The following is a 21,677-nucleotide window of genomic DNA, read 5'->3' as shown; positions in this document are numbered from 1 at the left end:
CGAAGAAGTCGGCCAGGATCCCTTCAGATTCCGTCTCGATAACCCGAAGCGCCTGACGAGGCGCCGCGGTCGGGAAGCGCACAGCGGATGTGGTCACGGTGATGGCGGCGCGCACTGTGCAATTCGGGTGTAACCAACCTGGCGGGTCCGGCAACAGCCGTATTGGGCTCATGGCGAGTCCCACCTGATTGAGAAGAGAACAAATGAAGACACTGCGACGGCTTTCCGTCACCGCGGCAGTTGCAGGCCTCACGCTGGGGCTCTGTGCACCACCCCTGCTCGCATCGGCGCATCCCGCGCCCGCTGCCTCGGGCACTTCCTATGGTCATCAGGCTGCTGATGCTGATCAGGACGCCGAGTACGACTCGCTCGACGGGGACAACGGCGAGCTATACCTGGATTCGATCGGAGCCGATCCCGACCAGTCGCTGGAGCGGGTCAGCTTCGACGAGGAGCTCGGCGTCGAGATCTTTGACTCGCCGCTCGGCGAGTTCTATGTGGATCCGGAAGCGGGAGACGGCGCAGTTCAGGTGGACCAGGACGGTAAGGACTCTGTGACCGTGCCCGGACTGGGCGAGGTGCAGTTTCTGGTCGCAGACATCTCGGCGGACGAACTCACCCCGGAGGCACGTGCGGAGTTCGAGCGAGCGGGCATCGACCCTGAAGAGCTGCTCGGAGGTGGCTCCGCCCCTCTCCGCAGTGAGTTCCAGGCGCCCGATCCGGAACTGATCGCCGCAGCAGGAGCGTGCGAGCTTGAGCTTGGGTCTGATGCGATCGCGGGCTTGCAGGAGTGTGCTGCTGCCGGCGGCGTCGTGGCTCCGCTTGCCGAGGAGGAGGTCCCGGAGGAAGATGACGGTTCCGATTCCGGCGTCGACGCTACGGCGAGCACGGCGCCCCCTTCTGGGTGCGCGACAGCGACCAAGACCAAGTACATCTCCCGCATCCAGGCGTGTGCCAGCAACACCGTGGTGTCGCGCCTCGTCAACCGCACCGGGCAGACTATCGGATCGTTCACGACGGTCGGAGTCTCGCACGCTACGACCAGAACCAACAGCAACACCACCAAGATCGACAGCAACGCATACGTCCGAATTAGCGCGACTACAGGCGTGGCCATCGGGCGAGCATTTACCTACAGCGGCCAGCCGCTCTGCGGATTCAACTGCTACTCGGCACAGGGCAGCGCAACTTTCGTCGGCTCGAGCTCCTGGACGTCGATGACAGGTACCGTCGTCGGCGACGTTCCGACAGGGAACGCCAACAATGTCGTATCGGGCTGGGGCTACACGATCACGTCCCCGGGGATCGACAAGGCAGCTAAGTACACGACCACAAGCGTTGTTCCGCGCTGCGACAACAACACCCCGCAACTGAGCGGGAAGGGCTGCGTGTTCCCCCAGGTCGTCCCGGTCTTCACCCTTCTCTGGCTGGGTGAAGCATCCGGTGTGGCGCTTCATGTCTCGAAGGCCATCAACTCGGGCTTGACGAGCGACCTTACGCGAGCAAGCTCGGCGGTAATCGACAGGAACCGGAACAAGGCATGCCCGTCCAGCCTGAAGCGCGATCCCGGCTTCCAGTGCGACGAGTATCCGTTCGCGTCGAGTAACCAGGGCGCCGCCTCCGGCGGCGACGCCCGCGTCTTCGCAGGATGCCGATGGGCGGCCGTGCCCGGGTCCGGTCCGATGGGTTTCAGCCGGTGCCAGGTCGACGGCGTGCAAAATGGAAAGGGCGGCGACCAGCTCAATAGCTTCTACCGGGCGATGCGTGTCATCGTGAACGACAAGTACAAGGTGAAGGTCTCATGATCGAGCACGTCGAAGAACGCATGAAGACCTGGTACTCGAAGCTGAACTTCGGGCCATTCGCCGACGACGGCATCCCGCCTGAGGACCGAACCCGCACCATCGGCGGCATCCTCGTCGAGAGCCTCGATCACCGGGATCGCTTCGCGATTCTCACGCCCACTCACACCGGCTACGTCCGCGTCCATATCCGTGTCTTCGACACGGAGCCGCCGGAGGCGGACATGACGGAGTGGGAGGACATGGCGATCACCACCATCGACTCCCCGAGCGGCAATCTGGTCCCCCAGAGCTCGGATGCGATCAGGATCCCGCCGGACCTCCTCCCCGGCCCCGGGACGTATGGCGTCCGCGTCCTCGGCCGCGGACGAGACCTTCCCCAGCCCGAGCGTGTGGAAGAGACCGCACCGGATCAATACCTCGTCGACATCTGGCCTACGCCTCCCGAAGGCGTCACCGAGCAGACGATCATCGCGTCCGAGAAGAGCAAGGAGTTCGACACTTACATGTGACGAGCGGGCTAGGTGTAGTGCCCATGGGCACTACACCTAGCCCGCTCCAACTCGACCGCGGAGCCCTCTCTTGCGTCAACAACGATCCGGGTCAATACACCTAGTGGCTCTTGGTCGCGTACTCACCGATGTGCTCGTACGCTCGTGCAGCAGCGGCGGCCTCCTCCTCGGCGTGCTTCAGCAGGTCGCGGATCTCGGCGTCCGCTTGGTCCCCGGCGTAGGACCGCCGCGGCATCGAGCGTTCCTCGATCCGGTTGTGCGTGATCTGTTCTCTGGGCATCACGGCCCCTTTCGTGAGAGCCCATCACGGGGCCTACCCGGCATCGCGCCGGGAAGAATGCGCGGCCGTAGGGCCGCTACGCTGAGCGCATGCGTCGTCTCGTAGCCCCAGCCGCTCTCGCAGCCGTGCTCGCGTTCGCCGGATGCTCAGCGCCAGCCACCGCAAGCACGCCGACGCCGACGCGCACGGCTGCCGTCGCGACACCGACGCCGGAGCCGACGATCAGCGCCGCCGTGCGTGAAGCGACCCTCGTTGAGACAGCGCGGGCCGAGCTGGGCGAGGCCATCGCCGGGCAGAGCGACGACGAGATCATCGCGGTCGGGCACAGCGTGTGCCTGGCGCTCGAGTCGGGCGTCAAACCCGCAGAGATCGAGGACCAGTTCACGCGCAACGGATTCGCGCAGATTGTCGCGGCGAACATGATCATCGGCAGCGCGACCGTGTTGTGTGACGACCAGCTCCCGAAGGTCGCCAACGGTTGGTAGCTCAGGCCGCGAGCGTCCAGTTCAGCGCTGGCCGCCACATCGAGTCGGTCGTCGCGACGACGTACCGGCAGCCATTCAGGGTGTGGTCGTTGACCTTCACCGGGACGTCCTGGCCAGCGAGTGCCGCCTTCGTGTCCCAGGAGTACCCGGGCGCTTCGGAGATCCAGCCGGGGCAGCGTATGCATCGCGGCCGGTGTGGTTTTGGCTTACAACGCTGGTGTTGCAGAGAACTCGAATCCGAAGAGGTGCGTCCAGGTTACCCTGACTACGGCGCCCGCTGTGCCTCCCGTCTGGTGGGTCGACACCTACCTCGAGGCTCCGTGCCGATAGACGTCGGAGGGTAAATACGATCATGACTGCACAATCAGCAGGTCCGTCGAACGGTTGGTTCCGGACCATCACCCGCCCAACAAGTCACCTCCTCGCCACCATCGCCGCATTGGTGGTTTTCGTGGCAGGCGTCTGGATGGGGTATGTCTTCGACGAGTTCCGGGTATGGTTCTATGCCGTCGCGGTGATCGCGATGTTGGGCTGGTACCTCCTCATGACGAGGTCTTATCGAGCCGCTAAGGTGAACTCCCCGCCTCACTCATGAGCAAACGACGAAACTGACCCCACCTCTCCGAGGAGAACGGGGGCGGTTCGCGGTTGGGGGCATGGTGGAGCGAAGCATGGTCGCCGTGCGGCGGCCGCCCTGGGCGGGCGCGCAATAGCGTCTGAGTCGCCGGGTCCAGGCGTCGCGCGACTCCCGGCGCAACCCTCACCGAGTGCCGTCGCCTCCGGCATCGTCCACGAGGACGGAGAGGATGTTCCCGGAGGGGTCCGTGAACCAGGCCTGGTCCGGCCCGCGACCGCTCGCGAGGCCGCGCTGGATGCCCTTCGCATCGGTGTGCGGGTAATGCTCGAACTCCACGCCTCGGGAGGCGAGGGCGTCGACGGCCGCGTCGATGTTGGGCACGACGAGGTTCAGGATCGTGAAGTCGGCTGGTCGGTGGCGGGCGCCCTTGGGGTAGAAGAAGACGGTGTTCCCGCCGGGGAGGGTGACGAACGTCCCATAGCCATGGGGGCGTACGTCCAGGCCGAGCACGTCTCGATAGAACTGACGGGTCGCGCGAGCGCTGCGCACGGAGAAGCCGCTGAACCCGCCGATCGGTTCGAACATGGGAGACCTCCTGAGGTCGGATCGTGGGGGAGCGGTAGATGCGGCACCCGGTCAGGACGGGACGGCGCGGACGAGGACCAACGACCCCTCGAAGAAGGGTTGCGTGCGGAGGTGGCCGTAGTCGGCATCCCATTGGCCGGTGTCCAGAGCACGCCCGAGGTCTCGGGTGTAGGCCGCGGCGACCGCGGGGTCGATGAAGCTCCATGCGGAGCACGCCGCCCGCGCCGAGGCGGAGAGGAGGCGCTCCGGTCGCGCGTAGTAGGCCTCGTTGAAGCCGTCGGTGCAGTCCTGCGGGATCGGGACCGGCTCGACCGTCACGCTCCCGCCGAGCGCCGCCCGGAGTCGTGTCGTGGTCGGATACCGGCGGCGCTCGGTGGCGATGACCTCGGGCGCGTACCGGCCGAGCCAGAACCGGTCCAGGAGGTCGGGGTCGCAGGTGAGGATCACGACCGGCCCGCGGGTGACCCGCCGCATCTCGGCGAGGCCCGCTTCCAGGTCGCTCCACTGGTGGACGGAGAAGGTCGTCATGGACGCGTCGAAGGCGTCGTCCGGGAACGGAAGGGCCTCGGCGACGGCGTCGACCGCGGGCGGGAGCGGTGCGCGGCGGTGCCGTCGCATCGTCTCGGAGGGCTCGACCGCGGTCACGCTCCGGTCCGTGGGCTCGTAGCTTCCCGCCCCGGCTCCGACGTTGAGCACGGAGGCGGCATCCCCGAGCGCGTCCGAGATCCGGCGGGCGATCCGGGGGTCGGCACGGCGGAAGGCGGCATAGGAGCCGCCGACCGCCCCGTAGTCGGCGTCGCCCGCGCTGCCGTCCGCCGCGCGGCGGCCGCCGAGATGCGGCGTCTGGTCACTCATCGCGGGCTCCCGTCTCGAGCGTCGTGCGGATCCGCCGGAGCAGGTCGACGGCCGCGGTCAGGTCCGCCTCCGACGCGCCGGCTGCGGCGTCCGCCGCCCACGCCAGACGCCGTGGCCGGATCCGGTCGAGCGCGCGGCGTCCCTCGTCGGTGAGATGGACCAGCGGCGCGCGCGCATCGGCCGGATCGGGGCGCCGGACGACCAGTCCCGCCCTCTCCAGCTGGGCGACGGACTCGTTGGCGGACTGCCGGCGCATGCCGCGGCGCCGGGCGATCCCCGCGACGCTCAGCGGGCCGTGCGCGACCGCTCCCAGTGTCAGCCACCGTGCGGCGGTCAGCCCCTCCTCGGCGACGAGGGCGTCCCCGGCGCGCGAGAAGGCGTCCGCGAGGCGGAAGGTCTCGTCGACGAGCGCCGTCAGCGCCCCCGCGGAGGTCAACGCCCCTCGCTCACGCACAGGAGGTGGCCGTCCGGGTCCCGGAGCACCGCCATCCGCTCGCCCCATGGCCTCGTCTCCACCTCGTCCACGACCACGCCCCCGGTGCCGACGCATCGGTCGACGGCATCCTCGAGACCGACCGTCGCGAATCCGGCGGCCACGGCGGTGTCCGACGGCTCGGGCCGGCGCTCGTGCAGCATGACCTCCACGCCGTCGCCGGTCCGCAGCCACGCGAGCCCGTCGGTCCGCTCGGTCTCCTGCAGGCCGAGCGCACCGGCGTAGAAGGCGATCGCCCGGTCGAGGTCCGACACGGAGAGGATGAGGCGCCGCAGCGTCGCGGAGGGGGTCATGACGTCATCCTCACGCAATTGACAGGACCCTGTCAATTGGGACTCGCGGCGTCCGCACCGCGCTCGAGCTTCGGCGTCTCTCTTGACGACTCTGTACCGGTACAGTATCGTCATCTCTGTACCGATACAGAACGGGGGTCGCCATGGAACGGGCGATGATCGCCGCGTTGGTCGAGGCGGACGCGCAGACGACGCGGCGGAGCGGGGACCAGGACCGCCGACGCGAGAACGTGTACGCCCGGGAGCGGCACGCCCGCGCACGGCGGCGTCGAGCCGCCGGGGCGCGGATCCGCATCGGGCTCGCCCGGCTCCTCCGTCGGTTCGCCGCCGTCATCGATCCCTGCCCCGGCGCCGCGGCCGAGCGCATCCCGGTGTGACGTACGCGGGCGCCGCGGGGATCCCTCCGCGCCCGGCGGATGCGGCGACCGCGATCGTCGACGGCGTTCCTCTCCCTGGCCTGGGCCAGAATGGAGGGGAACGAGGGAGCGAGATGGCGCGCGTGACGCTGCAGACGATCGCCGACGAGGTCGGCGTGAGCCGCATGACCGTCTCGAACGCGTTCTCCCGTCCGGATCAGCTCTCCGCGGCGCTCCGGGCGCAGATCCTCGACGCCGCCGCGCGCCTCGGGTACTCCGGCCCGGACCCTGCCGGGCGGGCGCTGGCCCGGGGGCGCACCGGTGTGATCGGCGTCGTCCTGACCAACTCGCCGCGGGATGCCTTCGCGGACGAGGTCGCGGTCGGATTCCTCCGCGCGGTCGCGGCGACGCTCGCCGACGAGGGGTACTCGCTGGTGCTGCTGCACTCGTCCGAGCGCAGCGATGTCGACCCGGTTCGCGACATCGCGATGGACGGCGCCATCGTGTACTCCTGCGCGCCCCGTGCCCGCGAGGTCACCGCGCTGCGCGAGCGTCGGCTCCCTGTGGTCACGGTCGAGTCCGCGCCGCTCGGAGACGAGCCTCGCATCCTTCTCGACGACGCGGCGGGCAGCGGGCAGGCGGCCGCGCACCTGCTCGAGCAGGGCCATCGCGACATCGCCGTCGTCGTGACCTCGGTCGACGCCGCGGACGAGCCTCTCGACCCCGCTCACCGTGGCCGTGCATCGGGGACGATCGGCCGACGCCTGGACGGATGGGCGAGCGTCCTCACCGGTGCCGGGGTCGTGCCGCGGATCGTCGGGACACCGGGCTTCGACGTCGACGACGTGCTGCGCGAGCGCATCGCGGCGATGCTGGACGACCCGCCGACCGCCGTTCTCGCGTTCTCGGACCTGGCTGCGCTCGAGGTCATCGGTCAGGCCCGCGACCGCGGGCTCCGCGTCCCCGAGGACCTCTCCGTCGTCGGCTTCGACGACAGCCCGCTCGCCGCGCGGGTGTCGCCGCCGCTGACGACGGTCCGGCAGGACGTGGACGCGAAGGGCACCGCCGCCGCGACGACGCTGCTGGCGCTTCTGCGGGGGGAGCGGCGGCCCGATCTCACCCTGCCCACGTCCCTCGTGGTGCGCGGATCCACCGGGCGTCCGCCCGTGGTCGCGGCCGGCTGACGCCGCGGAGTCTCGACGGAGAGCCGTGGTGCTTTCCGGTATACGGGTAAGCCCGTACGAGAGGGATCGCGCATCGCCGGGTGCTCTAGCATCGCGAGAGGATGGAACCGGTTTCGTTGAGCGATGTCGAGTGGGCCAGCGAGAACCTGGCGGTCCTCGGCGTCCCCGTCGCCGCGCACATCGCCGGTCGCCTCGCCTCCGAGACCCTCCGGGACGCGGACGTGCTCCGCGAGATGGCCGCTCAGCTGACCGCCGATCAGCTCGCGGGCCGAGAGATGCTTCCGAAGACCCTGCCCGTGGGCCCTGTCCTCCTCGACCGTGCGTTCGAGGGGCTGGACGGCCTGTCGGCCGCGGGGCGACGTCTGCTGATGACGGCCGCGTTCAGCGTCGTGGACTCCCTCGACGTCGTCCTCGCCGCCGCGGCCACGGAGCTGGACGACGTCGTCTCGGGCCCCGCCGACGGTGCGCTGCGGTTCGCCGCGGACGGCACGTTCCGCTTCTCCGATCCGCGCCTGCGCCTCGCGCTGCGGAAGGGCGCTGATCCCGAGGCGCGGATCGCGATCCATCGATCGCTGGCGAAGGCCATGGATGCCCGAGACTTCGCGCTCGCCCCGTGGCATCTGGCGAAATCCGGCATGTCGGTGGACGGCGACCTCGTCCGCTCGCTGATGCACCTCGCCTCGCGTCTGCTGAAGTCCGGGGCGAGCTCGGCCGCCTACTACGTCGCCACGGACGCGGCGCTGCGCACATCCGCGGAGGCGCGGGCCCGCGTGGAGCTGCTCCGGGCGCAGGCGGCGCTGATGAGCGGGGCCGATCTCTCCGCCACCCGGATCCTCGGGGCGCTGACGGAGAACGGCGATCCGGGCACGCGTGAGCGTGCCGCCGTGCTGCTCCGCGCTGCCCGCGGGTTCGGCGACCGTGACGGAGCGAATCTCGGCGAGCGGCTGGCGAGGCAGCAGCTCGCCCTCGCGCCGGCGGCGGCGACGGCGGCCGATGCGCTGCACCTGGCTGAGCTCGCCGAGATCGCCGACGCCCGGAGCGAGGATCCGCGCGAAGCGGACCGTCTGCAGGCGCGGATGTTCCTCGCGCTGGGGCGCGCGGCGCCCGAGTGGCCGTGGCAGCTTCGCGACGGGGCCGTGTCCCCGGCGGTGGAGGCGGCCGTACGACTGCACCAGGTCGGGTTCCTCGCTCATGTCGGGGATGTCGACGGCGCGGGAGCGGTGCTTCGGAGCGCCCTCCCGCGGCTGCCCCTCGCCGGCATGGCCGGCGGTGCGCTCGGCGGCCTGCTGCGGCAGCTCAAGGGCGTGCTTCCGGAGCTGAGTGAGGCGACGGGGGCGATGCTCCCGGCGCCGGGGCCGGGGGACCAGGCCGCCCGCACGACGGCCGCCGCCGCGGGCCGACGATCGTCCGCCGTCACCCGGAAGACGCACCCGATCCCCGCCGCCGCACTCCCGCGACTGCCGGAGCAACTGACGGACCGGGAGCAGCAGATCGCTCAGCTCGTGGCAGCTGGTCGGACCAATCGCGAGATCGGTGCGGCGTTGGACATCTCCGACCGCACCGTCGAGGTGCATCTCGGCAACATCTATCGGAAGCTGCAGGTGCGAGGTCGCCTGGGTCTCGCCGCCGCCGTCCTGGCGTGACCGGGCCGGGTCGGTGCTCAGACCACGTCGTCGTCGATCGCTTCGGCCCGCGGCCGACCGCGGCGCACGAGGAGCAGGATCAGCCCGATGAGGAACGCCACCGCACCGGCGCCCATCAGGATGTATCCGATCATGTCGAGATCCACGCCCTGGACGTCGATGTCGATCGCGAATGTCAGGATCGCGCCGATCACGAACAGGACGATTCCGGTGCCGATGGTCATGGCTCCTCCTTCGGTCGCGCTCGCGTCGAGCATGCCGGGAGCGGATCCGCACGGACAGGGCCTTGACAGGGCGCGTCGGGGAGGGGGTCCTCCGGGGCCGGCCCCGCCGCCGCACCGTCCGCACCCCTGTCGCCCGAAGGGTTCGGCTCAGTCCTCGTCCGCTGCGAGTGCGCTGCTCGGCGCCGCCGTTCGGCGGGCACGGAGGGCCATCAGCCCGGCGACGCCCGCGGCCACGAACACGACGATGAGGAGGACGAGGATGTCCGGCACGCCGCGGGTGGCCTCGTAGGCCCAGCCCTCGATCCGGACCTGGTCGGAGGCGGAGAGGACCCCTCCGAGCGACGACGTGCCCGCGGTGACGAGGAGGAACACGCCCAGGGCGATGGTCAGCAGACCGCCGACGAGGCCGGTCCACGTGTTCCGCCACCGCCCGAGACGCACCTCCCGGGGGCGGACGAGCCGCCGCACGAACGGCAGCCGGCTCCACAGGAGCGCGAGGACCAGGAGGGGCAAGGTCATCCCCGCGGCGAAGAAGAGGAGCACGATGCCGCCGTGGAGTGCGTTCCCGCTCAGCGCGGCGACCGTGAGCACCGCTCCGAGCAGCGGGCCGGCGCAGACGCCCGCCAGCCCGTATACGGTGCCGAGCGCGTAGACCGATGCGGGCGTCGTGCTCTCGACGCCCTTGCCCCCGCGCAGGAACGGAACCGGGACGTTCAGCACCATGAGGAGGCCGAGGAGGATCACGACGACGGAGGCCGCGCTGACGAAGACCAGGCGATGCTGGGTGACGAAGGCGCCGAGCGTTCCGGCCAGGACGCCGAGCGGCACCAGGGTCGTGATGAGGCCCAGGTAGAAGATCCCGGTCCGGGCGACGAGCTTCGCGGGGTTCGTGAACGCGTACGAGAAGAACGCTGGAAGGAGCATGACCGAGCACGGGCTCAGCAGCGTCAGGACGCCGCCCACCAGCGCTCCGAGGAGGCCGATGTCCATCTCAGCCCTTCTGTGCGATCGCCCGGTCCAGGAAGTCACGGAAGACGGCGACCGGCTGTGCGCCCGACAGGGCGGTGTCGTTGGCGACGAAGAAGGGGACGGCGCTCACGCCCAGGCGCTGGGCCTCGGCGGTGCTCGCCTGTGCCGCCGCGCGCACGGCGGGGTCGTCCAGGTCGGCGGTGAATCGGTCCAGATCCGGGATCCCGGCCTCCTTCGCGAAGGCGATGAGCTTCTCGCGGGGGAGGTCCGGGTGACCGCTGTCCGGGGCGGCCGCGTAGACGGCGTCGAGGTACTCGAAGAAGCGTCCCTGCTCCCCGGCCGCGCGGGCTGCGACGGCCGCGTCCTCGGACTGCTCGCCGAAGAAGGCCACGTCGCGGACCTCGAGCCGCACGAGGCCCTTGTCGACGTACTCCTCGATGATCGTCGGGATGGTGTCGCGGTGCACCGCGGCGCAGAACGGGCAGCGCAGGTCGGTCCACTGCACGAGCGCGACGGGGGCGTCGACCTTCCCGAGCGCCATGGGGTCGTCCGGATCGCGGCGGGCGAGTTCGGGGACCTCCGGGGATGAGCTCGTCGTCGGCTGGGCCGCGGGGGCGGCGGAGCCCGTGTTCATGGTCAACTGGGCGACGACGACGATCCCCAGGAAGACGACGACGACTGCGAGCGCCGCCGTCAGCCGCCGGTAGAAGGTGAGCTTCGAGGTCAGCTCGGTCGGGTCCGGGCGCGGGGATTCGCTCATGGATCTAGGATACAACTGGCATTCAAGAGTCCGATCCGGCGTACGCCCCGGCTGTACCCTGGACTCACCTTCCTGGAGGACCGCCCGTGACGGAGAACGACCTGAGCGCGTCGTCGCGCGCGTACATCGTCATCCGCGATCACATCCTCGACGGCACCCACGCTCCCGGGGAGATGCTCGGCGAGGCATCGCTGGCGTCGTCGATGGGGCTGAGCCGCACGCCGGTCCGTGCCGCGCTCGCGCGCCTTCAGGACGAGGGCTGGATCGTCATCTACCCCAAGCGCGGCGCGGTCGTGCAGGGGCTCTCCGAACGCGCGGTCGCGGAGCTCGGCGACGCGCGGCTCGCCCTGGAGTCGACCTCCGTGGCCCGCGCTCCGGAGGCGCTCCGCTGCCGCCTGGCGGACCGGATGGAGTCCTCCCTCGCCGATCAGCGCGCCGCGTTCGCGGACGGGGACATCCGCGAGTTCATCGAACTCACGCTGCGATTCCACCGAGGGTTCGTCGAGGCGGGAGGCAACGGGGTGCTCCTGGAACTCTACGATCGCCTCGCCGACCGTCAGCGTTTCGTCCTCTTCCAGGCGGGGGACCGTCTCCTGCGGCGCTGCGAGGAGATCATCTCAGAGCACGAGGCGCTCACCGGCCTGCTGCGGTCCGGAGATGGCGAGGGCTTCACCGCTGCGCTGCGGGACCACATCGCGGAGACGGGCGTCCGCCCTCTGTCCTCCTTCGGCTTCGACGATGCGACGACGTTTCACTGACGGGAACTCCGCCGGCACTCCTCCGCGGCGTACCGGCCGGATCGCGACCGGTCGGCCGTGACCCGGCCGGCTTCCAGGTGGACGACCCGTCCGGCGCCGAGCGCGTCATCGTCGTGGGTGACGCAGACCACCGCCGCACCCCGGGCGGACTCCTCGGCCAGGATCACGCGGGTGCGCTCCGTGCTCGCAGCATCGAGCCCGGCGGTCGGCTCGTCGAGGAGCAGGACGTCCGGGCGGCACACGATCCCCTGGGCGAGGAGCGCCCGCTGCCGCTGACCGCCGGAGAGCTCCCCAAAGGGCCTGCGCTCCAGGCCGCTGAGGGCGACGCGCGCGATCGCCTCGGACACGGCGAGCCGTCGTCGCCCACGGGTCATCCGCCGACCGGCCGCGCCCCAGGTGCCGATGCGGACGACGTCCTCCGCCGTCAGCGGCAAGGCGTCGGCGGCAGCGAGTCGCTGCACGACCAGCCCGATCGTGCCGCTGCGGCTCACCGTCCCCGCGCGGGGCCGGATGCCGCCGGCGAGGAGCTCGAGGAGGGTCGACTTCCCGGATCCGTTCGGTCCGGTGACCGCCGTGATCTCGCCGGGGGCGAAGCGGAGGGACAGATCGTGCAGGACATCGGGTCCGTCGTAGCCGGCGCGGACGGATCGCAGCGAGGGGGCGGTGGTTCGGGAGCTCATGACCGCCATGCTACCGTTGAGAACGATTCTCATTATCAACTTCGGAAAGAGGAACGATCCGCATGCTGTCCTGGCTCCTCGATCCCCTCGGGACACCGTTCGTCCTGAACGCTCTGATCGGCGGCGCTCTCGTCGCCCTCGTGTGCGGGATCGTCGGGACCTGGGTGGTGATCCGAGGGATGGCGTTCCTCGGTGAGGCGATCGGGCACGGCATGCTGCCCGGCGTGGCGATCGCCACGGTCGTCGGCGCACCGGTGCTGCTCGGTGCGGCGGTCTCGGCCGTGGTGATGAGCACCGCGGTCGGGCTCCTCCAGCGGAGAGGGCGACTGTCCTACGACACGAGCATCGGCCTGCTGTTCGTGGGCATGCTCTCGCTGGGCGTCATCGTCGTCTCCCACTCGCGCAGCTTCGCCACCGACGCGACGGCCCTGCTCTTCGGCGACGTGCTCGCGATCGGCTCGGCCGACATCGGGGCGCTCGCACTGGCCCTCGCCGTCACGGTCGTGGTCGCGGTGGTCTTCCATCGCTCGTTCGTCGTGGCAGCCTTCGACCGACGCATCGCCCTCGCCCAGGGGCTGCACCCGCAGCGGGCGCACGTGGCCCTCGTGGGGCTCGTCACGCTGGCGGTTGTCGCCTCGTTCCAGGCGGTGGGATCGCTGCTCGTCGTCGGACTGCTCCTCGCGCCCGCCGTCGCCGCTCGCCTGTGGACGCGTCGGATCCCGGCGACGATGGCGCTGGCCTCGGGGGTCGGCGTGCTGGCCGTCCTCGGGGGTCTCGTCGTGTCCTGGCACGCGGGGACCGCGGCCGGGGCGTCCATCGCCTTCTCCGCGGTGGCCCTCGCCGCCGCCTCCGCAGGACTCCGGGCGAGCGTCCGTGGACGCGCCGCGGGCCGGAGCCGAACGCTCCGCGAGAGGGCTGCGGCGGACGGCGCGCCGACCCTCACCCCTCTCGCGGCCGGAGCGTCGCGATGATCCGTCGAAAGGAACACATGTCCGTCCTCCCACGTCACAGCGGGGTCGCGCTCCTCGCCCTCGCACTGGCCCTCACCGGATGCGCGAGCGCGTCCGGGCCGTCCGCACCCCCGTCCGCCTCCTCCGCTCCGGCGGGCGACGGTCACGGCGCGGTGTCCGGGGCGGAGGAGGTCGCCGAGCCGCCGCTGCAGATCCTCTCCGTCGACGCGCACGGAGGCGTCGGGATCCTCGACCTCCTCGACGGAGCCGCGACGACGCTGGATCCGGTCGGCAGCCCGACCGCCCTCGCCTCCGACGGACGGTACGCGTTCGTCACGACCGAGGAGGGAGCGGAGGTCATCGACAGCGGCGTGTGGACCTGGGACCACGGGGACCACTACCACTACTACCGCGCGGAGCCGCGGGTGATCGGGACCGTCCCCGGTTCCGGCCCCGTCGTCGTGGCCACCGGGCCGCTGTCGACGGCGGGGACGACGGGGCTCTTCTTCGGCGGCAGCGGGGAGGCCGTCCTGCTGGACAACGCGGCGCTCTCGCGCGGCGAGATCGTCGAGCGCCTCCGGATCGACGCGGCGGCGCCGGGGCTGCTCGCCCCCAGAGCGGACGGTGCCGCGCTCGTCTCGGGCGGTGAGATCCGCCTGCTCGACGAGGAGGGCGAGGAGACGGGGGCACCGGCGCCCTGCCCGGATGCGAGCGGTGCGATCACCACCCGCGCGGGGCTGGTCGTGGGGTGCGCCGACGGCGCACTGCTGCTGGGCGAGAGCGACGCGGTGGAACGGATCCCGATCCCCGGCGGCGCTCCGGCGCCCGCGGCGCTGGACGGACGGAAAGGTCGGCCCACCGTCGCCGGTGTCGCGCCCGGCGCCGGGTACTGGCTGCTCGACACGCGGGCGCGAGCCTGGGAGCTCGTGCGCGTCGACGCGGACCTGGCGCGCGTCGTGGCCGTCGACGACGCCGACGGCCATGTCGTCGCGCTTGACGCCGAGGGGCGGGTCCGCGTGTTCGTGGACGGTGTGGAGGTCGCGGTGACGGAACCGCTGGTCTCCGGTCCCGCGGAGGCGGCGGCGCTCGTCGTCGACGCCCAGCGCGCCTACCTGAACGACCCGGTCGGCGGCGTGGTGCACGAGATCGCCTACGCGGACGGCGCGCGCGTCGCCCGGACCCTGGAACCCGCCGTCGCACCGGCGCTGTTCACGGAGGTCGGGCGATGAGACGGTGGGCGGCGCTCCTGCTGGGCCTGGTGCTCGCGCTCGCCGGATGTGCGGCTCCGTCGTCGTCCGGGACCCGGCCCCAGATCGTCGTGACCACGAACATCCTCGGGGACGTCGTGCGCGCCGTGGCGGGCGATCAGGCCGACGTGACGACGCTCATGAAGCCGAACGCCGACCCGCACTCGTTCGAGATCTCGGCGCAGGAGGCCGCGCTCCTCGGGACGGCCGACCTCGCGGTGTCGAACGGGCTCGGGCTGGAGGAGGGGCTGCAGCAGCATCTCGACCGCGCCGCGGAATCCGGCGTCGACATGGTCGTCGCGGGTAACGCCATCGAGGTCCTCGCGTACGGTCCCGAGAATGACGGCGCCCCGGATCCGCACTTCTGGACCGACCCGCAGCGCATGGTCGACGTGGTCGACGCGCTCGAGGACGCGCTGGCGGGGATCGACGGCATCGACGAGGGCGCGATCCGCGCGCACGCCGACGCCTATCGCGCCGAGCTGGCGGATCTCGACGCCGAGATGACGACGGCGTTCTCTGCGATCCCCGAGGACCATCGCGCCCTCGTCACGAACCACCACGTCTTCGGCTACCTGGCCGACCGATTCGGCTTCCGGATCGTCGGCGCCGTCATCCCGGGCGGCACGACGCTCGCCGCACCCAGCGCGGCGGACCTCCGCGACCTCGCCGTCGCGATCGAGGAGGCCGGGGTGCCCACGATCTTCGCGGAGTCCTCGCAGCCGGACCGGCTCGTCCAGGTGCTCGCCCGGGAGGCCGGGATCCGGGTGGACGTCGTCGAGCTGTTCACCGAGTCGCTGACCGGGCCCGGCGAGGGCGCGGACACCTATCTCACCATGATGCGCACCAACACGGAGCGCATCGCCCAGGGCCTCCGTCGCTGAGACCCCCCCACCCAGAAAGAGAGAAGATGAAGAAACACATCCGATGGACGACGGCTGCCGGGCTCGCCGGGCTCGCGCTGGCCGCGACCGGCTGCGCGCCCGCCGCCGCGGACGGTACGCCCGCGTCCGACCAAGGCACGGTCGCGACGGATTCCGGATCGACCACCGGTCGCGTCGCCGTCTCGTACGAGAACGGCATCGCGGTGCTCGACCCGACCACCCTGGAGGTCGTCGCGGAGCTGGAATCCGAGACCTTCACCCGGCTCAACGATTTCGGCGACGGCCGGACGATCGCGGTGACGACCTCGAAGGGCTTCCAGATGCTGGACACCGCCCAGCCGGAGCTGACCGACCTCGTGTTCGACGCGACCACCCCGGGGCACGTGGTCGTCCACGACGGCCGGACCGTGCTCTTCGACGACGGGACCGGGAGGACGACGATCCTCGACACCGAGATCTTCGCGGACGGGTACGCGTCGCTCCCCGAGGGAGAGACCTACACGGCCGCGGCGCCCCACCACGGCGTCTCGATCGTCCTGTCCGACGGCACGCTCCTCACCACCGTGGGAGACGACACCGGACGGACCGGCGCGACGGCGCTCGCCGGGAAGGACGGAGGCTGGGAACAGATCTCCGTCAACGCCGAGTGCCCGGGCATCCACGGCGAGGGGACGGCGATGGGCGAGGCCGTCGTCTTCGGATGCGAGGACGGCGCGCTGCTGTACCGGGACGGGACCTTCCGCAAGTTGAGCGCGCCCGACCCGTACGGCCGGATGGGCAACGCGTTCGTCTCCGAGACGAGCCCGATCGTCGTCGGCGACTACAAGAGCGATCCGGATGCCGAGGGATACCTCCTGAACGCGGTGACCCTCATCGACACGGCAGCGGGCACGTCCCGCGTCGTGGACCTCCCGGACGAGGTGCAGTACACCTTCCGCGATGTCGCCCGCGGTCCGGAGGACCAGGCCTACATCCTCAGCACGGACGGGAAGATCCACGTGCTCGACCCGGAGACGGGGGAGATCACCGACGCCTACCCCGTGATCGAGCCGTGGCAGGGGCCGGCGCAATGGCAGGACGCCCACCCCGCCATCCGTGTGAGCGGCGACATCGCGTACGTCACCGAGCCCGCCGCGAACGCGGTGCACGCCGTCGACCTCACCACGGGCAAGACCGTGGCGAGCGTCGAGCTCGACCACACGCCGAACGAGCTCGCCGTCGCCCACGGCTGACGCCACCGTCGCCCGGCCGTACCCTCCGGCCGGGCGACGCGGGGTCCGGTGCGGCCCGGGCGCAACCCCCTCGCGTTCGCCTGGGAACCGGACTGTCCTGGAACAGACTCCGAGAAGGGTGTGAGTGCGTGACGATCGACCTCCGGCATCCGTCTCGGAAGTGTGACGCGGTCGCGGGCGGAAGGCGCCCGGCGCGTCCCACGACAGTTCACGGGAAGGAAGAGCCATGGGCAAGAACGTCCTGATCATCGCCATCGTCGTCGTCGCGGCGTACATCGTCGGGGTGGAGGCCGGCCGCTCCCGCGGCAAGGACTACGAGGACCTGCGCCACCAGATCGAGCGGCTGTGGACCAGCCCCGAGGCGCAGAAGTCGCGGAAGCGGGCGGCGAAGAAGATCAAGAAGGCCGTGGAGGAGGCGGGGCGCCGTCGGCGCCGTGCCCTGCGCTGACGCGACGCGCACGTCCGGCGGCGGCGATTGTGCCCGTTGTCGCCGCCGGACGGAACCCCCTGTCGTGATCCGCGTCCCCGAGGTGTGATGGGCATCCGACCTGGATGACGGACGGAGGGGACATGACGTCAGGGGCTTCGGCGACGCGCGCGGGCGCCCCGCCGGCCGCCGTCTCGCCGACGGGCGTCCCGCGGCTGCGGGGCGAATCGGGGCTGCGGTTCGTGCGGGACGGCTATCTCTTCGGCATCCGGGGGTTCCGTGACGCCGGAGCCGACGCCTTCCGCACCCGGCTCCTCGGCCGCCGTGTGGTCGTCGCCCGCGGCGCGGAGGCTGCCCATGTCTTCGGCGCGACCCGGTTCCGCCGTCCCGGAGCGCTGCCGCGGTCGACCATGCGGCTGCTCCAGGACGAGGGCAGCGTCCAGGCCCTCGAAGGCCGTGCGCACCGGGAGCGGAAGGCCCTGATGCTGGCGATGGCGCGAGACGACCGCGCCCGCCTCGTGCTCCTGTTCCGCGACGAGGTCGAGGAAGCTCTGCGTGCCCGTCGGGGATCGCGTGTCGCGGTGCTCGAACTGGGCTCGGCGGTGCTGTTCCGCGCCGCCCTCGACTGGGTCGGCGCGGACGCCGGACGCGACGATCCGCGGCTCCTGGCCGACGTGCGCGCGATGATCGATCGCGCGGCGAGCATCGGCCCGGTCAACTGGGCGGCGCGCGTCCGACGACGCCGGGCGGAGCGGTGGGCGACGGATCAGGTCATCCGTGCGCGGGAGCGCGGGGATCGGGAGAGCCCGGTCGGGCGCATCGCGCACCACGAGGAGATGGGGATGCCTCTCCCGCTCCCCGTCGCGGCCGTCGAGCTGCTCAACCTCGTCCGTCCTGTCGTGGCCGTCGGGCGCTTCCTCGCTTTCGCCGCGCACGCACTCGTCCGGCACCCGGCGTGGGAGCAGCGCATCCGGAGCGAGGACGGGGTCGCGCGCTGGTTCGCGGAGGAGGTCCGGCGCTTCTACCCCTTCTTCCCCCTGATCGGCGGGATCGCCGACGAGCCCTTCGACCTCGGCGGAGAGCGGTTCGGGCGCGGCCAGTGGATGCTGCTCGACCTGTACGGCACCGACCACGATCCCGGCATCTGGCCGGATCCGTCCGTGTTCGATCCGCAGCGCTTCGCCGATGAGCGTCCGCATCCGGTCGTCGCCCAGGGCGTCGGCGATCCGCTCACCGCTCACCGCTGTCCTGGCGAGGACGCGACGACCGACCTCATCGCGGCCGCGGTGGACGTCCTCGCCCGGACGGAGCATCGCGTCCCGGATCAGGATCTGCGCATCAGCCTCCGCCGCCTGCCGACCGCACCCGCGGACGGCATGATCCTCGACCTGCGCTGACCGCTCGCGCGCGGATCGCCATGCACGCGGAGCGCCGGGTCAGGGGCGCGGGCGGATCAGGCGGAGGATGTCGGCGGGCGTCTCGCTCACGCGGGTGAACCCGAGGCGTTCCGCGAGCCGGAGGGACGCCGTGTTCTCGGCGTGGATCTCGGCCAGCGCCCAGTGCGCGCCGAGCGCCTCGTCCGCGAGCCGCAGCAGCGCGGACGCCGCTTCGAACGCGTAGCCGTTCCCGGTGTGCGCCGGGTGCAGCAGCCAGCCGACCTCCACCCCGAAGGTCGCCGGATCCGTCCCCCGCAGATGCAGGGACACGTCGCCGATCACCCGGTCGTCCCGCGTCACGGCGAGGGCGAGGAAGTCCCCGTCGTAGCAGAGGCGGGTGTGGCGCGTCCGGTGGCGCAGGTGCGTGCGGGACGCGCGGCGGGACCGTCGCGGCCAGGGCAGGAAGCGCAGGACCTCGGGGGAGGACTGGATGCGGAACCAGTCGTCGGCGTCTGTCATCGCGTACGGGCGCAGCAGGAGCCGCGCGGTGGGGACCGGTCGGGCGTGCAGCGGCGTCGGGACGCGGGGGCCTCGGAGGAAGTCGGGACGACGCACGGGGATCGCTGCGCGCAGGGCCGGGATCCCGACGGCCCGAGGCGTCCCGGGGCGTCGGGGCGAGGAGAGCGGGGCTGCGCCGTGGGGTGTCGTCGCTGTCATGCGACGGACGGTAGTCAGCGAACACGTGCGGTCTCGAAGCGATCGTGTGCGTCTTCTATGAATCCCGGGCGCGCACGCCTGCCATGCGGAAATACTTGGATGGTGGAGTCCGGATCCTTCCTCCCCGTCTCGAACGAGGAGCCGAGACCCGCCCTGCTCGCCCAGCTTCCCCGGATCAGGCGCAGCGACGGCGGGGACATCCGCATCCTGCTCGTCGACGATGAGGAGGTCCTGACCCGCCTGGTCGGTCTCGCCCTCGGCTACGAAGGATGGCGGGTGGAGGCCGCGGGCACGGGCGCCGAGGCGCTGGCGGCCCTGCGCGCCGAGCGGCCGGACGCCGTCGTGCTCGACATCATGCTTCCCGACACCGACGGCATCGCGCTGCTTCGGCGCATGCGCGAGCTCGCGCCCGGGATCCCCGTCCTCTTCCTCACTGCCCGGGACTCCGTCGGCGACCGCGTGCTCGGCCTCACCGCGGGAGGAGATGACTATCTCACCAAGCCCTTCAGCCTCGCCGAGCTCGTCGCGCGGCTGCGCGGGCTGCTGCGCCGGTCGATCCCCGGGCAGGAGGAGATCCGGATCGAAGTGGGGCCGCTGATGCTCGACGAACGCACCCACGAGGTCACCCTCGACGGGCGCGCGGTGAGCCTCACGGCGACCGAGTTCGAGCTCCTGCGCTACCTCATGCGCAACCCCGATCTCGTGCTCAGCCGGAGCCAGATCCTCGACAACGTCTGGCACTACGACTTCGCCGGGCGCCGCTCGATCGTGGATCTCTACATCTCCTACCTGCGCAAGAAGCTCGCGCGGCCGGGACCGACCCTCATCCAGACGGTCCGCGGCGTCGGCTACATCCTGAGAGCGCCGCAGCCGTGACGCGGCGCTGGGGGCCGACCTCCCTGGTCGGACGCATCGTCGGCGGCACTCTGATCCTGTTCGCGGCGGCCATGCTCCTCGGGAGCCTGGTGGTCGGGGTCGCGCTCCGGGCGAACGCCACCGCCATCGTCGACCAGCAGGTCGCGGCGTCCGAGCTGGCCTTCGAACGGGTGATCGTCAAGAACCACGGCTCGCCGCACAAGCCTCTGTCCGAGTTCATCGGACAGGGCCCGGGATCGGTGATCGTGCTCCTCACCGCTGATAGCCGGGTGCTCGATGCGGCACGGTTCACCGAGGACGGCGGCGGCCCCGTCCCCGCAGAGGCGCTCGCCACGGTGGGTGCGTTCGCGGAGTCCGCCGATCGCGGGAGGATCCAGGATCTCGCCCTTCCCGGCCTCGGGTCCTTCCGCGCGACCGTCGACGAGGCCCAGGGGCGGGTGCTCGTCACCGCCGTCTCCACGAGCGCGGTGGATGCGGCGATCGGCCTGCAGACCGCCGTCAACGCCGGCGTCGCCGCACTGGCGATGGTGGCGCTCGCGGTCGGGGCGACGATCCTCGTCCGGCTCATGCTGCGCCCGCTCACCCGGGTCGCCACGGCCGCGAAGGTGGTGGCGCGAAGTCCGCTGCGCGATGACGACACCCGGGTGCCGCGCCCGCTCGACGACCGGGACCTCCGTGATCGGAGCGAGGTCGGAGAGGTCGGGCGCGCCTTCGACCTGCTGCTCGACAACGTCGACGACGCGATCCAGTACCGCGTGGCCGTCGACCGGCGGATGCGCCAGTTCCTCACCGACGCCAGCCACGAGCTGAGAACGCCGCTGGCCTCGATCCGCGGCTATGCCGAGCTCACCCGGCAGGACAGCGCGGCCCTGCCGCCCACGACCGAGTACTCTCTCAGCCGCATCGAGTCCGAGGCCGCGCGGATGGCGCGGCTCGTCGACAACCTCCTTCTCCTCGCCCGACTCGACGAGGAGGACGACCTGCAGCTGGACGACGTCGACCTCGCCGACATCGCGGCCGCGGCGGTGTCGGATGCGAGCGCCGCCTTCCCCGACCACTCCTGGACCGCGGAGCTCCCCGACGGTCCCGCGATCATCCGCGGGGACACCGAGCGGCTGCACCAGCTGATGGCGAATCTGCTGGCGAACGCCGGCACCCACACGCCGCCGGGCACCACGACGACCGTGCGGGTGGAGACGGGGGAGCCCGGGAGCGAGACCGCGAGGCTGATCGTCGCCGACGACGGGCCCGGCATCCCGCCCGAGCGCGCTGCGCACCTGTTCGAGCGGTTCAACGGCCGTCGCGGCGGAGACGGATCCGGCTCGTCGTCGGGGCTCGGGCTATCGATCGTGAAGGCGATCGTCGACGCCCACCGCGGCTCCATCGCGTTCGCCGAGGACCGGCCGGGGACGATGTTCACGATCCGGCTTCCGGCCCCGCCCGCCGCCGCCGACGGTGTTGATGCGACCGCGTCGCCGGACGGAGGCATCGGGTAGCGGCTGTCGCCGCGCC

Annotated in this window: 25 protein-coding genes; 15 read left to right on the top strand and 10 right to left on the bottom strand. The window is 71.4% G+C overall.

Features of this window, described 5'->3' with window-relative positions; translation table 11 throughout:
* Positions 1-203 precede the first annotated feature (203 nt).
* Positions 204-1,805 carry a NucA/NucB deoxyribonuclease domain-containing protein gene (locus MR1_RS03715; protein ID WP_067243336.1) on the top strand — a complete coding sequence of 534 codons (1,602 nt, stop codon included), beginning with the start codon at positions 204-206 and terminating at the stop codon, positions 1,803-1,805.
* Positions 1,802-2,314 carry a hypothetical protein gene (locus MR1_RS03710; protein WP_067243335.1) on the top strand — a complete coding sequence of 171 codons (513 nt, stop codon included), beginning with the start codon at positions 1,802-1,804 and terminating at the stop codon, positions 2,312-2,314. The genes MR1_RS03715 and MR1_RS03710 overlap by 4 nt, the downstream gene beginning before the upstream one ends.
* A 100-nt stretch (positions 2,315-2,414) precedes the next feature.
* Here the strand turns inward: MR1_RS03710 and MR1_RS03705 are convergent, their stop codons facing one another.
* Positions 2,415-2,594 carry a hypothetical protein gene (locus MR1_RS03705; protein WP_067243334.1) on the bottom strand — a complete coding sequence of 60 codons (180 nt, stop codon included), beginning with the start codon at positions 2,592-2,594 and terminating at the stop codon, positions 2,415-2,417.
* A 125-nt stretch (positions 2,595-2,719) separates the two neighbouring features.
* Between MR1_RS03705 and MR1_RS19260 the strand changes: the two genes are divergently transcribed.
* A complete protein-coding gene (locus MR1_RS19260) occupies positions 2,720-3,079 on the top strand; it encodes a DUF732 domain-containing protein (protein WP_169797646.1) in 360 nt (119 codons plus the stop codon).
* A gap of 760 nt (positions 3,080-3,839) precedes the next feature.
* Here MR1_RS19260 and MR1_RS03695 read toward each other — a convergent pair.
* Genes MR1_RS03695 through MR1_RS03680 form a run of 4 tightly spaced genes read right to left on the bottom strand, consistent with a single transcriptional unit; the run spans position 3,840 to position 5,882 of the window.
* Positions 3,840-4,241, bottom strand: coding sequence for a VOC family protein (locus MR1_RS03695; protein ID WP_067243332.1), 402 nt, complete (start codon positions 4,239-4,241; stop codon positions 3,840-3,842).
* Between the two features lie 51 nt (positions 4,242-4,292).
* A complete protein-coding gene (locus tag MR1_RS03690) occupies positions 4,293-5,096 on the bottom strand; it encodes a class I SAM-dependent methyltransferase (RefSeq protein ID WP_067243331.1) in 804 nt (267 codons plus the stop codon).
* Positions 5,089-5,532 (bottom strand): MarR family winged helix-turn-helix transcriptional regulator, encoded by a 444-nt coding sequence (locus MR1_RS03685; protein WP_067243330.1) that lies wholly within the window; start codon positions 5,530-5,532, stop codon positions 5,089-5,091. Before MR1_RS03685 ends, MR1_RS03690 begins: the two co-directional genes overlap by 8 nt.
* Positions 5,529-5,882, bottom strand: a complete 354-nt coding sequence (locus MR1_RS03680; RefSeq protein ID WP_067243329.1) for a VOC family protein — start codon at positions 5,880-5,882, stop codon at positions 5,529-5,531. Before MR1_RS03680 ends, MR1_RS03685 begins: the two co-directional genes overlap by 4 nt.
* Positions 5,883-6,025: 143 nt before the next feature.
* On the opposite strand from MR1_RS03680, the gene MR1_RS03675 reads away from it, so the two are divergent.
* From MR1_RS03675 to MR1_RS03665, 3 genes are all read left to right on the top strand, one after another.
* Positions 6,026-6,259 (top strand): hypothetical protein, encoded by a 234-nt coding sequence (locus MR1_RS03675; protein WP_157517885.1) that lies wholly within the window; start codon positions 6,026-6,028, stop codon positions 6,257-6,259.
* Between the two features lie 113 nt (positions 6,260-6,372).
* The gene (locus tag MR1_RS03670; RefSeq protein ID WP_067243327.1) at positions 6,373-7,422 is read left to right on the top strand and encodes a LacI family DNA-binding transcriptional regulator; all 1,050 of its coding nucleotides are present in this window, start codon (positions 6,373-6,375) and stop codon (positions 7,420-7,422) included.
* Positions 7,423-7,523: 101 nt separating this feature from the next.
* Entirely contained in the window at positions 7,524-9,065 is a 1,542-nt protein-coding gene (locus MR1_RS03665; protein WP_157517884.1) for a helix-turn-helix transcriptional regulator, read from the top strand.
* Between the two features lie 17 nt (positions 9,066-9,082).
* On the opposite strand, the gene MR1_RS03660 is transcribed toward MR1_RS03665, so the two are convergent.
* The 3 genes from MR1_RS03660 to MR1_RS03650 form a co-directional block, all read right to left on the bottom strand.
* A complete protein-coding gene (locus MR1_RS03660) occupies positions 9,083-9,289 on the bottom strand; it encodes a DUF6458 family protein (RefSeq protein ID WP_067243350.1) in 207 nt (68 codons plus the stop codon).
* Between the two features lie 147 nt (positions 9,290-9,436).
* Complete coding sequence (locus MR1_RS03655) at positions 9,437-10,279, bottom strand: cytochrome c biogenesis CcdA family protein (RefSeq protein WP_067243325.1); 843 nt, start codon at positions 10,277-10,279, stop codon at positions 9,437-9,439.
* Between the two features lies 1 nt (position 10,280).
* A complete protein-coding gene (locus tag MR1_RS03650; RefSeq protein ID WP_084344342.1) occupies positions 10,281-11,018 on the bottom strand; it encodes a DsbA family protein in 738 nt (245 codons plus the stop codon).
* A gap of 86 nt (positions 11,019-11,104) precedes the next feature.
* On the opposite strand from MR1_RS03650, the gene MR1_RS03645 reads away from it, so the two are divergent.
* Positions 11,105-11,776, top strand: coding sequence for a GntR family transcriptional regulator (locus MR1_RS03645; RefSeq protein ID WP_067243324.1), 672 nt, complete (start codon positions 11,105-11,107; stop codon positions 11,774-11,776).
* Here MR1_RS03645 and MR1_RS03640 read toward each other — a convergent pair.
* A complete protein-coding gene (locus MR1_RS03640) occupies positions 11,770-12,456 on the bottom strand; it encodes a metal ABC transporter ATP-binding protein (protein ID WP_067243348.1) in 687 nt (228 codons plus the stop codon). The two genes, MR1_RS03645 and MR1_RS03640, sit on opposite strands and share 7 nt — an antisense overlap.
* Positions 12,457-12,518: 62 nt before the next feature.
* On the opposite strand from MR1_RS03640, the gene aztB reads away from it, so the two are divergent.
* The 6 genes from aztB to MR1_RS03610 all read left to right on the top strand — a co-directional run bounded on the left by aztB (position 12,519) and on the right by MR1_RS03610 (position 18,593).
* Entirely contained in the window at positions 12,519-13,427 is a 909-nt protein-coding gene (aztB, locus tag MR1_RS03635) for a zinc ABC transporter permease AztB (protein WP_174522505.1), read from the top strand.
* A 17-nt stretch (positions 13,428-13,444) separates the two neighbouring features.
* Positions 13,445-14,635, top strand: coding sequence for a hypothetical protein (locus MR1_RS03630; RefSeq protein WP_067243323.1), 1,191 nt, complete (start codon positions 13,445-13,447; stop codon positions 14,633-14,635).
* Positions 14,632-15,537 carry a zinc ABC transporter substrate-binding protein AztC gene (gene aztC / locus MR1_RS03625; RefSeq protein ID WP_067243322.1) on the top strand — a complete coding sequence of 302 codons (906 nt, stop codon included), beginning with the start codon at positions 14,632-14,634 and terminating at the stop codon, positions 15,535-15,537. Before MR1_RS03630 ends, aztC begins: the two co-directional genes overlap by 4 nt.
* A 26-nt stretch (positions 15,538-15,563) precedes the next feature.
* The gene (gene aztD / locus MR1_RS03620) at positions 15,564-16,769 is read left to right on the top strand and encodes a zinc metallochaperone AztD (protein WP_067243321.1); all 1,206 of its coding nucleotides are present in this window, start codon (positions 15,564-15,566) and stop codon (positions 16,767-16,769) included.
* 226 nt (positions 16,770-16,995) lie between these two features.
* Entirely contained in the window at positions 16,996-17,217 is a 222-nt protein-coding gene (locus tag MR1_RS03615) for a hypothetical protein (protein ID WP_067243320.1), read from the top strand.
* 122 nt (positions 17,218-17,339) lie between these two features.
* On the top strand, positions 17,340-18,593 hold the full coding sequence (locus MR1_RS03610; RefSeq protein ID WP_067243319.1) for a cytochrome P450: 1,254 nt from the start codon (positions 17,340-17,342) through the stop codon (positions 18,591-18,593).
* Positions 18,594-18,632: 39 nt separating this feature from the next.
* On the opposite strand, the gene MR1_RS03605 is transcribed toward MR1_RS03610, so the two are convergent.
* Positions 18,633-19,289, bottom strand: a complete 657-nt coding sequence (locus MR1_RS03605; protein ID WP_084344341.1) for a GNAT family N-acetyltransferase — start codon at positions 19,287-19,289, stop codon at positions 18,633-18,635.
* A gap of 153 nt (positions 19,290-19,442) precedes the next feature.
* Between MR1_RS03605 and MR1_RS03600 the strand changes: the two genes are divergently transcribed.
* Both MR1_RS03600 and MR1_RS03595 read left to right on the top strand, forming a co-directional pair.
* Positions 19,443-20,165 (top strand): response regulator transcription factor, encoded by a 723-nt coding sequence (locus MR1_RS03600; protein WP_303621318.1) that lies wholly within the window; start codon positions 19,443-19,445, stop codon positions 20,163-20,165.
* Positions 20,162-21,661: a sensor histidine kinase gene (locus MR1_RS03595; protein WP_067243316.1), complete on the top strand. Its 1,500-nt coding sequence runs from the start codon at positions 20,162-20,164 to the stop codon at positions 21,659-21,661. The genes MR1_RS03600 and MR1_RS03595 overlap by 4 nt, the downstream gene beginning before the upstream one ends.
* Positions 21,662-21,677 lie beyond the last annotated feature (16 nt).

The sequence above is a fragment of the Microbacterium resistens NBRC 103078 genome, from assembly GCF_001552355.1.
Lineage (GTDB): Bacteria > Actinomycetota > Actinomycetes > Actinomycetales > Microbacteriaceae > Microbacterium > Microbacterium resistens.
Note: the sequence above shows the minus strand (reverse complement) of the source record. Positions and strands in the feature narration are given on the sequence as shown.

Excerpts from the sequence above, each read along its gene's own strand:
- MR1_RS03715 (WP_067243336.1), top strand. The coding sequence starts at position 204 with ATGAAGACACTGCGACGGCTTTCCGTCACCGCGGCAGTTGCAGGCCTC.
- MR1_RS03680 (WP_067243329.1), bottom strand. The coding sequence starts at position 5,882 with ATGACCCCCTCCGCGACGCTGCGGCGCCTCATCCTCTCCGTGTCGGAC.
- MR1_RS03675 (WP_157517885.1), top strand. The coding sequence starts at position 6,026 with ATGGAACGGGCGATGATCGCCGCGTTGGTCGAGGCGGACGCGCAGACG.
- MR1_RS03690 (WP_067243331.1), bottom strand. The coding sequence starts at position 5,096 with ATGAGTGACCAGACGCCGCATCTCGGCGGCCGCCGCGCGGCGGACGGC.
- MR1_RS03665 (WP_157517884.1), top strand. The coding sequence starts at position 7,524 with ATGGAACCGGTTTCGTTGAGCGATGTCGAGTGGGCCAGCGAGAACCTG.
- aztD (WP_067243321.1), top strand. The coding sequence starts at position 15,564 with ATGAAGAAACACATCCGATGGACGACGGCTGCCGGGCTCGCCGGGCTC.
- MR1_RS03705 (WP_067243334.1), bottom strand. The coding sequence starts at position 2,594 with ATGCCCAGAGAACAGATCACGCACAACCGGATCGAGGAACGCTCGATG.
- MR1_RS03630 (WP_067243323.1), top strand. The coding sequence starts at position 13,445 with ATGTCCGTCCTCCCACGTCACAGCGGGGTCGCGCTCCTCGCCCTCGCA.
- MR1_RS03670 (WP_067243327.1), top strand. The coding sequence starts at position 6,373 with ATGGCGCGCGTGACGCTGCAGACGATCGCCGACGAGGTCGGCGTGAGC.
- MR1_RS03650 (WP_084344342.1), bottom strand. The coding sequence starts at position 11,018 with ATGAGCGAATCCCCGCGCCCGGACCCGACCGAGCTGACCTCGAAGCTC.
- MR1_RS03640 (WP_067243348.1), bottom strand. The coding sequence starts at position 12,456 with ATGAGCTCCCGAACCACCGCCCCCTCGCTGCGATCCGTCCGCGCCGGC.
- MR1_RS03615 (WP_067243320.1), top strand. The coding sequence starts at position 16,996 with ATGGGCAAGAACGTCCTGATCATCGCCATCGTCGTCGTCGCGGCGTAC.
- aztB (WP_174522505.1), top strand. The coding sequence starts at position 12,519 with ATGCTGTCCTGGCTCCTCGATCCCCTCGGGACACCGTTCGTCCTGAAC.
- aztC (WP_067243322.1), top strand. The coding sequence starts at position 14,632 with ATGAGACGGTGGGCGGCGCTCCTGCTGGGCCTGGTGCTCGCGCTCGCC.
- MR1_RS03710 (WP_067243335.1), top strand. The coding sequence starts at position 1,802 with ATGATCGAGCACGTCGAAGAACGCATGAAGACCTGGTACTCGAAGCTG.
- MR1_RS03660 (WP_067243350.1), bottom strand. The coding sequence starts at position 9,289 with ATGACCATCGGCACCGGAATCGTCCTGTTCGTGATCGGCGCGATCCTG.
- MR1_RS03695 (WP_067243332.1), bottom strand. The coding sequence starts at position 4,241 with ATGTTCGAACCGATCGGCGGGTTCAGCGGCTTCTCCGTGCGCAGCGCT.
- MR1_RS03605 (WP_084344341.1), bottom strand. The coding sequence starts at position 19,289 with ATGACAGCGACGACACCCCACGGCGCAGCCCCGCTCTCCTCGCCCCGA.
- MR1_RS03655 (WP_067243325.1), bottom strand. The coding sequence starts at position 10,279 with ATGGACATCGGCCTCCTCGGAGCGCTGGTGGGCGGCGTCCTGACGCTG.
- MR1_RS03610 (WP_067243319.1), top strand. The coding sequence starts at position 17,340 with ATGACGTCAGGGGCTTCGGCGACGCGCGCGGGCGCCCCGCCGGCCGCC.